The following is a 12,681-nucleotide window of genomic DNA, read 5'->3' as shown; positions in this document are numbered from 1 at the left end:
CGGCTCCGACTCCTCGATACGGGCCGCCGCGCAGGCCGTCGGCCTCGCCCGGTGGCTCCGGGAGACAGCCGAACGGCTGAAGGGGGTGCCCGGGTTCGCCGGCCGTTCCACACGTTCCGCGACGACCCGTACAACGGCCTGGTCAGGGCCGTCGCCGGGCTGAAGGCGGACGCGGTGGTGGGTGCCGCCGAGCAGGCCGGCCCCCGGGGCGTCGGTTCGGTCGCGGTCCACCTGGTCGAAGCGGACGATGGCAGGTGACGGTGGTGCCGTAGGCCGGTGGGCCGGACCGACTGCCGCCTCGCCGCGGTCCGGCCGCGTGCACGGCGGTCCTCCCCGATCCGGCGGCGCTGAGTCGGCATGATCCGTCGTCAGCCGTTGCCGTAGGCGAAGAGGTGAGGCACATGGCCGGGCTCCGGGCGGGCGAGGGCATTCTGCGCCGTAAGCCCATCGAACACATCGAGGAGACGGAAGCCGGTGAGGGACCTCGGCTGGAGCGGACGCTGGGGCTGTGGCAGCTGACCGCGATCGGTGTGGGCGGCATCATCGGCGCGGGCATCTTCACCCTCGCCGGTACGGTGGCCAACGGTACGGCGGGCCCCGCGGTGCTGGTGTCCTTCCTCATCGCGGGCGTGGCCAGCGCGGCTGCGGCCCTGTCGTACGCCGAGTTCGCGGGCATGATCCCGAAGGCGGGTTCGGCCTACACCTACGGCTACGCGGTGCTCGGCGAGTTCGCCGGCTGGTTCATCGGCTGGGACCTGCTCCTGGAGTACACGGCGATCGTGGCGGTGGTCGCGATCGGCATCTCCGGCTACTTCAGCTTCCTGATCGAGGACATGGGCGCGCGGCTGCCCGCCTGGATGCTGGGCGCGCCCAGCACCGGTGCCGGGCACAAGGTGGACCTGTTCGCGGCGCTCCTGTGCCTGCTCATCGCCTGGCTGCTGACCCTCGGCATCCGCAGCGCGGCCCGCTTCGAGACGATCGTGGTGGCGCTGAAGGTGCTGGTCGTGCTGGTGGTGATCGGGGTCGGTGTCTTCCACATCAACACCGCCAATTACCACCCGTTCTTCCCCTACGGGATCAGCGGGGCGTTCACCGGTGCGGCGACCGTGTTCTTCGCGGTCTTCGGCTACGACGCGATGTCGACGGCGGCCGAGGAGTCCAAGGACGCGCGGCGGCACATGCCGAAGGCGATCATCTACTCGCTGGCGATCGCGATGGTGCTGTACGTGGCGGCCTGCCTGGTGCTGACCGGCATGCAGAACTACAAGGACATCGACAAGGAGAGCGGCTTCTCGACCGCCTTCCAGTCGGTGGGGCTGGACCGGCTGGCGGACGTGATCGCGGTGGGCGCGATCATCGGCATCCTCACGGTGATGTTCACGTTCATGCTGGGTGTGACCCGGGTGTGGTTCTCCATGTCCCGGGACGGGCTGCTGCCCAAGTGGTTCGCGAAGACGCACCCCACGCGACACGTGCCGACGCGCGTGACGTGGATCGTCGGGGTGGCGTCGGCCGCCATCGCCGGCTTCCTGCCGATCGAGGAGGCGGCCGAACTGACCAACATCGGCATCCTGCTGGCGTTCGTGGTGGTGTGCACGGCGGTGATCGTGCTCCGCTACCGGCAGCCGGACCTGCCGCGCGCCTTCCGTACCCCGGGGATGCCGTTCGTGCCGGCGCTGGGTGTGATCTTCTCGATCTGGCTGATCACGTTCCTGCAGTGGCAGACCTGGGTGCGGTTCGTCGTCTGGTTCCTGATCGGGTGCGGGGTCTACTTCTCGTACTCGTACAAGCGATCGGAGCTGGCCAAGCGCCAGGGCGGTGTCGCGTCGTGATCGACGAGTGGTCCGGATGAGCCTTCTGTTCCGGCTGCCGCCGCAGCCGCCCGGGGTGCGGGCCGTACTCGCCGACCGGCAGGTGCCCTCGCGTCACGAGAGAAGGGCCACCGGTCCGGGCCCGCCGCGAGGGCGGATCCCGCAGCTTGAGCACGACTCGACACGCACCTCGGGCAGCTGACGAAAAGCGCCCGGGTCCGAGATCGTGGACAATCCGACTGTCGGCGGCGCCCATGGCCTGTGGCCCGGCCTGTGGTCGTGCCGCGGACGCCGTCGCGGCTCCTTCTGCGACCCGGAGGAAGATCGATGAGCGAGAAGCGTTGGGTCACCTTCGACTGTTTCGGCACCCTCGTGGACTGGCGCCACGGCATCGCCACCGGCATCGAACTGGTCGCGCCCGGTAAGGGCTGGGAGCTGCTGGACGTCTACAACCGCCACGAGCCGCAGGTGCAGCGCGAGCACCCCTCCATGCGCTACGGCGACGTCCTGGCGGAGGCCCTGAAGCGCACGGCCACCGAGGCGAAGATCGATCTGCTGGAGGACGACGCCCGCGTCCTGACGGCCGGCATCCCGTTCTGGCCGGTCTTCCCCGAGACGCGGCAGGCCCTGCGCGAGCTGCGGGAGTCCGGCTGGAACCTCGCCCTGCTCACCAACTGCGACCGCGTCATCATCGGTGAGACCCAGCGCCGCCTGCGGGTCCGGTTCGACGCGGTCGTCACCGCCGAGGACTCCGGCGCCTACAAGCCGGCCCACGACCACTTCGAGCATTTCGAGAAGTCCCTCGGCGTCACCCGTGACCGCTGGGTGCATGTGGCGCAGAGCTACTTCCACGACATGGTTCCGGCCGGTGAACTCGACATCACCCGCGTGTGGATCAACCGTCTCCACGCGAGCGACGACCCCTCGATCGCGCACGCCGTCCGCCCCGACCTGAGCGACCTGGCCGCCACGGTCGACGAGGTCCACCAGAGGCTCAACGGCTGACCTGCGGCCGCCCCCGCCCGTCTGATCCGCCGACAGCCGCTCCCCAGCGTCCCGGGCATGCCGGTGCGGCGGGCATCGGCCGGATGCCGATGCCCGCCGCCGGTTTTCGCGGGTTCAGCTGTAGGGGATCACCAGTACGGACTTGTCCGTGCCCGTCTGGAGCTTCGAGGTGCCGTTGCCGATGGCGCTCCACACCTCGAGGCGCACGGTGCCGCCGTTCAGGTTGCCCGGTGTGCCCGTGGACGCCTTGAGGCCGCGTGCCTGCGTGTACTCCTCCCAGCCGGTGACCGGGTCGGTCGCGAAGTAGTGGTACGTCTCGGTCCGGTCGAAGCTGCCGTCGCCGGTGAAGTCGTAGCTGATCCGCGCCTGTTGGCCGAGGCCGACCGTGGTGCCGGCGTCCACCTGGAGCCGGAAGGCGGTCTGCGCGCCCGGGGCGAGCGTGCCGTTGACGCCGCGGACCTCGTAGACCAGGGGCTGGTACGGGGTGCCGTCGCGGTTGGTGCCGCCGGCGGAGGCGATGGTGTCACTGCCCGCCGTGCCACCGGTCGCCGTGGTCAGGGCGCCACCGCTGCGCAGCTGGAAGGTGTTGCCGGTCGGCGGTTCCGGTTCCGGCTCGGGGTCGGGGTCCGTGGACCCGGTTCCGGTGCCGGTCGCGGTGGAACGGGCCGGCACGGAGAGGGTCTTGCCGTCGGAGAAGGTCACGGTGCGCGCCGTGGCTCCGTGGTTGTGGGCCGCGTAGGTGCGGGCCGTTCCCTTGGTGAAGACGGCGGAGGTGGGGATGTCACCGGTCACGGTGGCGTCCGGGGCACCGAGGGCGGCGAGGGTGTTGATCCAGTGGTAGGTGTGCGCCTTCGACTCCCCTTCCTCCGGGGTGTAGCCGGCGTGGCCCGCGTCCCACTTCGCCTTGGCCGCGGCCGGGTCCGCGAAGGACTCGAACTCCCAGAGGAGGTCGCGCCATTCGACGGCCGGGCCGCCGTTCTCCCGCTCCATCTCGGCGATGTTGCGCCGGATCGCGGCCTTCTCACCACCGAGGTGCAGCGAACCGCCGGTCACGGGCAGGACGTTGATGCCGTGGATCTCCTCGGGGTTGGCGGTCCACCAGGTGGCGTAGGCGGCGCCGCTGCCCCACACCATGCCGGCCGTGTCGTGGCCGAAGGAGGACGGGAAGACCTGCTCGTCGGCGTCGAACCAGTACTGGGCGATCGACTCCGACTCGGTGGTCAGCAGGAAGGTGCCGAGGTCACGCAGCGAGGTGTCACCCGTGGCGGAGCCCCACAGGACGAGGGCCGCGCTGAGGTTGGTGGACTCGGAGGAGGACTCCTGGTTGTTGCCGGCGGCGAAGCCCTGGTGCCCGGAGGCCCAGCTGTGGCCCGCGTAGACGTCGAAGCCGCGCAGGAAGGGGAAGGCGGTGTCGGTGCGGCTGGGGTTGGCGGTGTCCCGGACGAGGGTCTTGACCATGCCGCCCCAGGCGGACTCGGCGGCCCAGCCCTGGTCGTACTGGGCGACGATCGCCGCCGCGTAGACGTAGTAGCTGTAGTGGAAGTGGTGGTCGTTGAGCTCGGTGTCGCTGCCGTAGGAGGCGGGGTAGCCGGTGAGCGTCTTCCAGTCCTTGTCGTAGCTGAACTCGTTCGCGCCTCCCGCGGTGAACCAGTCCTGGAGCTTGCCCTTCATCAGGCCGAGCAGCCGGTCGCGGATGCCGGTCTCGCCGATCTGGTCGGCCACCGGGACGAGCTGGGCGAGGCGGCCGAGGGCCTTGCCGGTCCAGTAGGTGTCCGTGGCGCCGGAGAAGGGGTCGGAGGCGTTCACGACGTCGTTCAGGTACCCGCGCAGTCGGGCGGCGTCCACGCCGTTCGACTTGGGCAGCGCGGGCAGCACCGCCGCGGCCTTCTGGCTGGTGGTGAAGGAGGCCGACTCGCGGACCTTCATGGTGCCGCGCGGTGAGACGTAGGTGTGGGAGGTGAGGGGGTCCGTGGTGTTCAGCCACTGGTGGCGGTAGAGGGCCTGGAGCGTGCCGCGCTCGGTGCCTTCCTTCGCCTCGGTGGTGAGCGTGTAGGTGGCCTTGACGGTGCCCCCGGTGTAGTTCCAGGTGGCCTTGGAGTCGGTGACGAAGCTGTAGGCGTACTTCTTGAAGGTCGCCAGCGCGCCGGTGGACGGCAGCACGGCGACGGAGAAGTAGTCCTTGGAGCCGAGACCCGCGGTGACGGTGGAACCGGCGACGTTCCAGTCGCTGCCGGTCGGCGCGAAGAGGGCGTAGTGATGCCCGGCGACGGTGATGCCGAGGACGTTGCCCTGGTCGGCGAAGACGGTGGGCGCGCCGGCGGTGGTGATCTGGGCGTTGCCGCCGGAGCCCTTGGCGTACACGAACGGGGAGCCGTGGCCGATGGTGGTGCGCAGGGTGCGGGCGCCGTCGGACCAGTAGGGGGTGACCGTCCAGTCGGACCAGTCGTCGGCCTTGGTGTCGGGGGAGTTGAGGCCGGTCAGTCCGATGGTGAGGTCGCGCTTGTGGGCGTACTCGTACTGGCGGCCGTCACCGACGATCGCGGGGGTCGTCGGGTAGCCGACGTCGAGCCCGCCGGATGTGGCCTGGTAGGTGAGGGGGTGGCCGTACATGGGGGTCGAGTACGGGTTGTCGCCGTAGCGCTGGAAGGCCAGGGAGGACCACCAGTCGTTGGTGGGCACGGGCCGGTTCCGGGCGGCGGCGGTCAGCTTGGGCGTGACCGGGGCACCGGTGTTGGTGGTGGGACCCGACGTACCGGCGGGCCGGGTGTCGGAGTAACTGCCGGAGCCCACGGGGACGGTGGCGGCGGCCGCCGGTGTGGCGGCCGGGCCCAGGCCGACGACGGCGAGGGCTGAGGACAGCAGCAGCACTACTGCCGGTCTGGTGCGGGCGCGGGGGGATGGCATGGGGCACCTCACGTCGTGACAGGGGGGAGTCTGAGAGCGCTCTCAGGTGGCCGGAACGTAAAGCCGCTGTAATGCACGTGTCAATACTTTGAACACGGCGGGCGGGTGGTACCGGACCTAAACCCCGTTATGTCTTCGCGACTTGACGGTGCGAGCGCCCCCGGAGGCTCCCTTCCGGCGGATGCAGGAGAGCCCCTCGTGCGCACGAACCGCCCTGACGTCAGGACGGTGCCCCTGCGGGTGGTGCAAGGGACCTGAAGGTGCCACCGAGGGCCGGGACCGGCCATGCCGCTCGGCGGCCTCGACACGTGCGACACCGGGACACTCACCCGCGCCCCTGGGCAGGACACGCCCTCCCGAAAGCGTGAGCACTTCGGCCACCACTGTCCTGATGCCACTCATTCGAGCGCTCACGTGACACCTGTCCGCCGACTGCTCACGTTTTCCGCACGGCACCCGTCCCCGGCCTCGCGGCCCCGGGCCCGGCTCCGAGCCCGCGGAACTTCCCGCACCGCACGCCGGCGGGCAGGGCGGAACTCGGCCTCCGGCCACCGGAGATCCGATTCACCGGGTGCTCGATGGCCCGCACGCCTATGTTCTGGAGCGTCGTCCGCCCAACTCATGGAGCACATATGACACTTGAGCGTCCGGTCATCAACAGCAGCGTGCCGCACTCCGCCCGGATCTGGAACTACTGGCTCGGCGGCAAGGACCACTACGGGGTCGACGAGGAGGTCGGGGACCGGATCGCGAGCGCCAACCCCGAGATCCTTGACATCGCCGTGGCGCAGCGGGCGTTCCTCGTCCGGGCGGTGGAGTACCTCGTCGGCGAGGCAGGCATCCGCCAGTTCCTGGACGTGGGTACCGGCCTGCCCACCGCGGACAACACCCACGAGGTCGCCCAGCGGCTCGCCCCCGAGGCCCGGATCGTTTACGTCGACCACGACCCGGTCGTCCTGGCCCACGCCGCGGCGCTGCTCACCAGCACCCGCGAAGGCGCGACGGACTACATCGACGCCGACCTGCGCGACCCGGAGAACATCCTGGAACAGGCCACCAGGACACTGGACTTCACACAGCCGGTCGCACTGATACTGCTGGGTGTCACCGCCCACATCACCGACGACACCGTCTACGGCCTCGTCGGCCGTCTGCTGGACGCTCTGCCCTCCGGCAGCCACCTCGTGCTCTGCGACGACACCGAGGTCCTCGACCCGCGGCAGATGCGCGAGATGATCGAGCAGTGGAACGCGGCGAGCGACAACCCCCGCATCAACCGCAGCCCGAAGCAACTCACCCGGTTCTTCGCCGGTTTGGAGTTGCTGGATCCCGGTGTCGTCTCCGTCTCCCGGTGGCGTCCCGGCCGGTCCGGCGAGCCGGCCGTCGAGGTCGACGACTTCGGCGGCGTGGCACGCAAGCCGTAGCGCCGGCCCACCGCGGCGTCCACGCCCGGACGGTGACGCCCGCGCGGCGAGGGCCGGCGCCCCGCACACCGGGCCCGGCCGCTCACGAGGCAGCGGCCGGGCCCGGTGCGTTCGGTGACGAGGCGTCAGCAGTTCTGGATCACGGTGCCGTTGTTGTCACGCGCTTCGTCGTTGCCCCAGCGCGACAGGTAGTACGCGGAGACGTACGCTCCACGCCCGTTCTTGCCCGCGTAGGTGGTGTCGAGGTCCGTCTTCAGCCACCAGTGGTTGTAGGTGCCGTTCGCGCCGCGGATCTCCTGGCCCCACACCTTGCAGTACACGTAGTGGGTACCCGCGTTCAGCACGCCCTGCGCGTCGTTGGTGTTCGGCTGAGCGTAGCCCGTGGCGTTGGTGAAGGTGTCGACCCAGTACGTGCCGGTGCCGGTGCCACAGCCGTTGTCGCTGGTCAGGTGGTGGCTGCCGTACGAGCCGGGGTAGGCGAGCGAGGTTCCGTTGATCTTGATGTTCTGGCCGACGCCGTTGTAGAGCTGCTCGTAGTGGATGTGCGCGCCGAAGCTGTTGCCGGTGTTGCCGGTGGTGCCGATCCGCTGCCCCTGGCCGACGTACGAGCCGCTGGCGACGGAGAAGGCGCTCAGGTGGAAGTAGTACGTCTGCCAGCCGCCGCCGTGGTCGATCTTGATGTAGTTGCCGGCGCCGTTCGCCTGGTAGTGCCGGGTGGCGGTTCCGGAGGCCGAGGCGAGCACGGGCGAGCCGTTGGTGGTGCCGCCGTCACTGCGGACGAAGTCCAGCGCGCGACGGACCTCGGCCGAGTGGTGGCTGTACGTCCATTTCTGGCCACAGGCGAAGGGTGCCTTGAAGAGGGGCGCCGCCTGCGCGGGCGTCGCCGCGAGCAGGCCGCCCACGAGGGCCACGAGGCCCAGCAGGGCCATGCGTATCGATCGCAATGCTGTCTCCGAACTGCGAAGTGCGTGGAGGATCGGTCTCCTCATGCGCGGACGGGCCCAGAATGCCGAACTTTGACGTGTGCGCAGCAGTTCCCTCGGCGGAGTTAGGGGAGTCCCTAGAGCACGCCGACGAGCCGTCCACATCGTCAGCGCTTTTCGGACGGCGGGCTTCCCTCCCGTCGGTCGGCTCGCTGTGGCACATCGACGACGTGATCGGGGCCGCCGTCGCCCGTACGGCCGAGGCCCCGCACCGGGCCGTACGCACCCTGCGCGACACGTGTCCGCAGCCCCGGGTCTGTGGGCCTCCCGGGTGTACGCGGGTCCCGGGAGGTCTGCGGTCAGAGGGGTGTCGGGGGCTGCGTATGCTCGAGACCGTGGTGGAGGCGGAGAACCGGAAGCGGTAAGTCCACTTGTTCGCCCAGGAGTTGGAGGGGTTGGTCCGGTGAATCGGTCTGGTCGGCCGATCTTGCGGCTGCTGTCCCGGTCGCTCGTCGGGCCGAGCATGGACCGGGGGAATCGACGAACGGGGAGTAGCCGCTTCTGGGGCCGCGTTTCCCCGACGTCTCCCGACATCTCCCCGCCCCCGCTTGTGACGTCCCTGTGACCGGAACTGTGCCCCCGTCGCACGAGCAGGGACCACACCCTGATGGGATGACCGGATGCGCAGACCCACCGACCTCCGCCCGGCTCTCGCCGCCATCACCCCCTTACTGTCGGTTCTCGTCGCGACCGCTCTGCTGCTCACAGCCTGTGGGACGGAGCGCGCGGGTGCCGGGAGCACCGGCGCCGGCACGGCCGCGTCGCAGGAGGGCACACAGATCGACGATCCGGGCAAGGACGGCGCACGGATCACCTCGCTGACCCTCCCGTCGGCCTCCCCCTCGCCCACCCGCAGCCACTCCGTCTCCGCCGAAGGGCTCACCACGGGCTCGGACGCGGACTCGGGGGTCTCCGCCGGCTACGAGGTCACCAATGAGGGCACCGAGACCCTGACCTACTCGATCGTCTTCACCTTCAAGAGCGGCGACGGCGGGGCCGTGACCAACCAGACCGAGACCGTGCGCGACGTCGGCCCCGGCCAGATCGTGCGGGGCGCGGTCCGGGCCGGGGAACTGCCGCCCACCGCGCCGCGGGTGACGCAGGCCGAGGTGCTCGAAGTGACCAAGGTCCCCGCGGGCGAGGCACCGGCCGAACCGGGCACGTGCCCCGCCTCCGGAATCCGGATCAGCACCGACGAGGGCGACGCGGCCATGGGGCTGCGCGTCGTGGGCCTGCACCTCGACAACTGCGGCACGCGCGCCTACACCGTCGAGGGCTACCCGCTGCTGGAACTCCTGGACGAGGACCTCGAGCCCGTCGACGGCGTCGAGATCCTCGACGGCAGCGGCGAGATCACCACCGGCGCCGGGCCCGACGAACCGCCCCGGCCCGTCACGCTCGAGCCCGGCGAGTCGGCGACCGCCGGCCTGCTCTGGCGCAACACCACCGAGTTCGGTACGGCGGTGAACGTGCCCCACGTGCGGGTCCGGGCGAAGGAGGGCGCCGCCCCGGTGACGGTGACCCCGCACCTCGACCTCGGAACCACCGGAAAGCTCGGGGTCAGACCCTGGGAAAAAGCGGAACGCTAGACGACACCCCTCACTTCGTCGACCGTGGGGGCCGGGGCGATCCCGCGCCGTCCTCGTTGCGGTCGCAGACGACGAACTCCTGGGGACGCGGCCGGCTGTCGTGGGGGTGGCCCCAGGGGCCCGGGCGGTGCCCGCCACCGTGCACCTGAGCGAAGGCGTGGGGTGCGGAGCGGCCGGCGCGGGCACCGGCCGCTCCGGTGGAGCGGTGCCTACGCCTTCGGTCGGCTGTCCGCCGTGTCCGTGCCGGCGCCGTTCTGCGGCTCCGCGGGCTCCACCACCGGGGTGGCGCCCGTGGTGGTCGCGGGTGACGGTGTGAGTACCGAGGCGTAGTCGTGCTGGGTGGAGTAGGTGAGGAAGCCCAGGTGGGCCTCGTAGCGGTCCAGGACGTCGTCGATCACCTGCTGGTGGGACAGGCCCATGAGGTCGTATCCCTCGGAGCCGGTCTGGGTGAACACCTCGACCCGGTAGTAGACGTCCGTCTGGCGGGACATGCGTCCGCCGAACATCGGCACCGGGGCCTCGACGGCCTGTACCTGGTAGTGGAAGTCGCGGTGCTCGGGGATCGTGACCACCAGTGCGTGGCCGGAGATGTCGGTGTGCTCGTTCGGGACCGGGTCCAGTGTGGCCTGGTGGTCCTGCTTTCCGAATTCGCGGACCACGTCGGCCAGCGCCGGCTGCACGGTGCGCTCCATGAACTGGGCCACCTGCTTCTTCGAGGGGTAGGAACGCATCCGCTCCAGTCGCTGGCGCCAGGTGCGCTCGGGCACGTGGCCGCCGTGCGCCGCCGTCGACTGCCGGCGCAGGATCCGGCCCTCTCGCTCGGCCCGCTCCATGCGCAGGGCCTTGGAGAAGGAGGCCATCACCAGCCAGGCGATGACCGTCACCGGCAGGGCGAAGATGAGCGTCGCGTACTCCATGGTGGTGACCCCGCCGGCCACCAGCATCGCGATGGTCAGCACCGCGGTGAGCACCGCCCAGAAGACGCGCAGCCACTTCGCCCCGTCCTGCGACGGTTTGGGGATCGAGGAGGAGAAGTTGGACATCACCATGGCGCCGGAGTTGGCGCTGGTGAGGTAGAACAGCAGGCCGGACAGCGTGCCGAGGCCGATCAGGAAGGCGGCGCCGGGGAACATCTCCAGCAGCGCGAACCAGCCCTTCTCCGGGCTGTCCACGGCCTGCTGGGCGAACTCCGTGTTCCCGTCCAGGACCTGGCGCATGGCGCTGTTGCCGAAGATGCTCACGAGCAGGAAGTCGCAGAGCACCGGGGCGGTGACGGCGGCGATGACGAACTCGCGCAGGGTGCGGCCGCGGGAGATGCGAGCGAGGAACAGGCCCACGAACGGGCCCCAGGCCAGCCAGAACGCCCAGAAGAACAGGGTCCAGCCGGCCATCCACTCGGAGCCCCCCTCCTGGTAGGCGAAGGTCTGCAGGGTCCGCTCCGGCAGCGAGAAGACGAACCGGCCGATGTTCTCCACCAGCGCGTTGAGCAGGAACGCCGACTCTCCGGTCACCAGGATGTACAGCAGCATGGCCGCCGCGCTCCAGATGTTCAGCTCGGAGATCAGCCGGATCCCCTTGTCCATGCCCGAGGTGCAGGCGGCGATGGTCATGATCACGGCCACGACCACCAGCGCGATCTGCAGGGCCAGGCCCTCCGGGAGGCCGAACAGCCAGGCGAAGCCGACGTTCAGCAGCACGACGCCGATGCCCATGGAGGTGGCGACGCCGAAGACGGTGCCGACCAGGGTGACGATGTCGATGGTGTCGCCGATCCCGCCGCGGACGCGCTTGCCGAGCAGGGGGTACAGGGCGGCCCGGATGGACAGCGGCATGCCCCATCGGTAGGCGAAGTAGCCCATGGCCATGCCGAGCAGCGAGTACATGGCCCAGCCGGCCACGCCGTAGTGGAACATGGTCCAGACCACGGCGTCCTGGGCGGCCGCGCCGGTCTGGCCCTCGCCCGTCGGTGGAGCCATGTACTGGGTGATGGGCCCGGTGACGGAGTAGAAGAGCATGTCGATGCCCACACCGGCGGCGAACAGCATGGCCACCCAGGTGAAGAGCTTGTACTGCGGCCGGGAGTGGTCGGGGCCGAGCCGGACGGAGCCCTCCTTGGACAGCGCGACCCAGAGGACGAACACGATCACCACGGTGATGGTCAGGACGTAGAACCAGCCGAGGTTCTCCGCGATCCAGGCCACCATGGCCCGCATGGTGTCGGCGGCGTGCCCGGGCGCGAACATGGCCCAGAGGGAGAAGGCGACGATGACGGCCGAGGAGATGACGAAGACGCGCCAGTTGACCTTGGGGCCGGGCTCCTCGATGAGTTCCGCGGGGGCCTTGCTGAGTTCCTGACTGGAGACGGGAGGACGGTTCTCGGCCTCCTGGCCTGGGCGCCGCCGTTCGGTGCCGCCGAGGTGGCGGCGTTCGATCGGGGCCTTCGGAGGCTCGCCTCCGGGGCGGGGCGTGTGTACGGCTTCGGGCATGCAGTCCTCCTCCTGTCGGCGACGGGTTCAGGCGGGCGCCGGCGTGGGCAGACGTCCGCGGCCTCGATCCGAAGGGATGGGGGAGGCCGTGCACAGTGGGCGCTCTGTCGTGGGGCCCCACCTAGCCATTAGAACGCCTAACGAAATGATCTCCGTGAGTCGCTCGGATTCGGCAGAGATCTCAGACGTCGGCTGTGACCTGGGCTTTCGCCGTGCTCAGGTAGCGGTTGGAGGCTTCGTGTCCGGTGGGTGAAATGTGCCTTATTTCACCGTGGAGCCGGGTGTGGTCGTACCGGTCGGTCGCTGATGCGCGGGGAGGGGATCAGCCGGTGCTCCGGTGCCTCGCGGGCGACCGCGGGACCGTCGCTCTCCCGAAGGACCGGCGAGCCGCGCCCCGCTTCTGACGCATCCGGCGGCACGCGGCACCCGTGCATCCAGTTTTCCGAGCCGGGACGGGGCGATGCCCTCGCGGCCCACCC

General features: G+C 70.1%; 7 protein-coding genes and 1 pseudogene. 5 read left to right on the top strand and 3 right to left on the bottom strand.

The window, feature by feature from the left end; translation table 11 throughout:
* Positions 1-58: 58 nt before the first annotated feature.
* From PYS65_RS04525 to PYS65_RS04515, 3 genes and pseudogenes are all read left to right on the top strand, one after another.
* Positions 59-272 (top strand): annotated as a pseudogene (locus PYS65_RS04525) (universal stress protein); the annotation flags it as partial.
* 129 nt (positions 273-401) lie between these two features.
* Positions 402-1,832 (top strand): amino acid permease, encoded by a 1,431-nt coding sequence (locus PYS65_RS04520; protein ID WP_279332460.1) that lies wholly within the window; start codon positions 402-404, stop codon positions 1,830-1,832.
* Positions 1,833-2,138: 306 nt separating this feature from the next.
* The gene (locus PYS65_RS04515; RefSeq protein ID WP_279332459.1) at positions 2,139-2,816 is read left to right on the top strand and encodes an HAD-IA family hydrolase; all 678 of its coding nucleotides are present in this window, start codon (positions 2,139-2,141) and stop codon (positions 2,814-2,816) included.
* A 114-nt stretch (positions 2,817-2,930) separates the two neighbouring features.
* Here the strand turns inward: PYS65_RS04515 and PYS65_RS04510 are convergent, their stop codons facing one another.
* Complete coding sequence (locus tag PYS65_RS04510; RefSeq protein ID WP_279332458.1) at positions 2,931-5,720, bottom strand: glycosyl hydrolase; 2,790 nt, start codon at positions 5,718-5,720, stop codon at positions 2,931-2,933.
* Positions 5,721-6,352: 632 nt separating this feature from the next.
* Here PYS65_RS04510 and PYS65_RS04505 point away from each other — a divergent pair.
* The gene (locus PYS65_RS04505) at positions 6,353-7,144 is read left to right on the top strand and encodes an SAM-dependent methyltransferase (protein ID WP_279332457.1); all 792 of its coding nucleotides are present in this window, start codon (positions 6,353-6,355) and stop codon (positions 7,142-7,144) included.
* Positions 7,145-7,269: 125 nt separating this feature from the next.
* On the opposite strand, the gene PYS65_RS04500 is transcribed toward PYS65_RS04505, so the two are convergent.
* Positions 7,270-8,088 carry a M23 family metallopeptidase gene (locus PYS65_RS04500; protein ID WP_279332456.1) on the bottom strand — a complete coding sequence of 273 codons (819 nt, stop codon included), beginning with the start codon at positions 8,086-8,088 and terminating at the stop codon, positions 7,270-7,272.
* A gap of 659 nt (positions 8,089-8,747) precedes the next feature.
* Here PYS65_RS04500 and PYS65_RS04495 point away from each other — a divergent pair.
* Complete coding sequence (locus PYS65_RS04495) at positions 8,748-9,716, top strand: DUF4232 domain-containing protein (RefSeq protein WP_279332455.1); 969 nt, start codon at positions 8,748-8,750, stop codon at positions 9,714-9,716.
* A 209-nt stretch (positions 9,717-9,925) separates the two neighbouring features.
* On the opposite strand, the gene betT is transcribed toward PYS65_RS04495, so the two are convergent.
* Complete coding sequence (betT, locus tag PYS65_RS04490; protein WP_279332454.1) at positions 9,926-12,202, bottom strand: choline BCCT transporter BetT; 2,277 nt, start codon at positions 12,200-12,202, stop codon at positions 9,926-9,928.
* Positions 12,203-12,681 lie beyond the last annotated feature (479 nt).

Origin of the sequence: Streptomyces cathayae (assembly GCF_029760955.1) — a bacterium.
In the GTDB taxonomy this organism is placed as follows: domain Bacteria; phylum Actinomycetota; class Actinomycetes; order Streptomycetales; family Streptomycetaceae; genus Streptomyces; species Streptomyces cathayae.
Note: the sequence above shows the minus strand (reverse complement) of the source record. Positions and strands in the feature narration are given on the sequence as shown.

Bases quoted from the DNA above. Each gene is read 5' to 3' on its own strand.
- PYS65_RS04520 (WP_279332460.1), top strand. From the start codon at position 402: ATGGCCGGGCTCCGGGCGGGCGAGGGCATTCTGCGCCGTAAGCCCATC.
- PYS65_RS04515 (WP_279332459.1), top strand. From the start codon at position 2,139: ATGAGCGAGAAGCGTTGGGTCACCTTCGACTGTTTCGGCACCCTCGTG.
- PYS65_RS04510 (WP_279332458.1), bottom strand. From the start codon at position 5,720: ATGCCATCCCCCCGCGCCCGCACCAGACCGGCAGTAGTGCTGCTGCTG.
- PYS65_RS04505 (WP_279332457.1), top strand. From the start codon at position 6,353: ATGACACTTGAGCGTCCGGTCATCAACAGCAGCGTGCCGCACTCCGCC.
- PYS65_RS04495 (WP_279332455.1), top strand. From the start codon at position 8,748: ATGCGCAGACCCACCGACCTCCGCCCGGCTCTCGCCGCCATCACCCCC.
- betT (WP_279332454.1), bottom strand. From the start codon at position 12,202: ATGCCCGAAGCCGTACACACGCCCCGCCCCGGAGGCGAGCCTCCGAAG.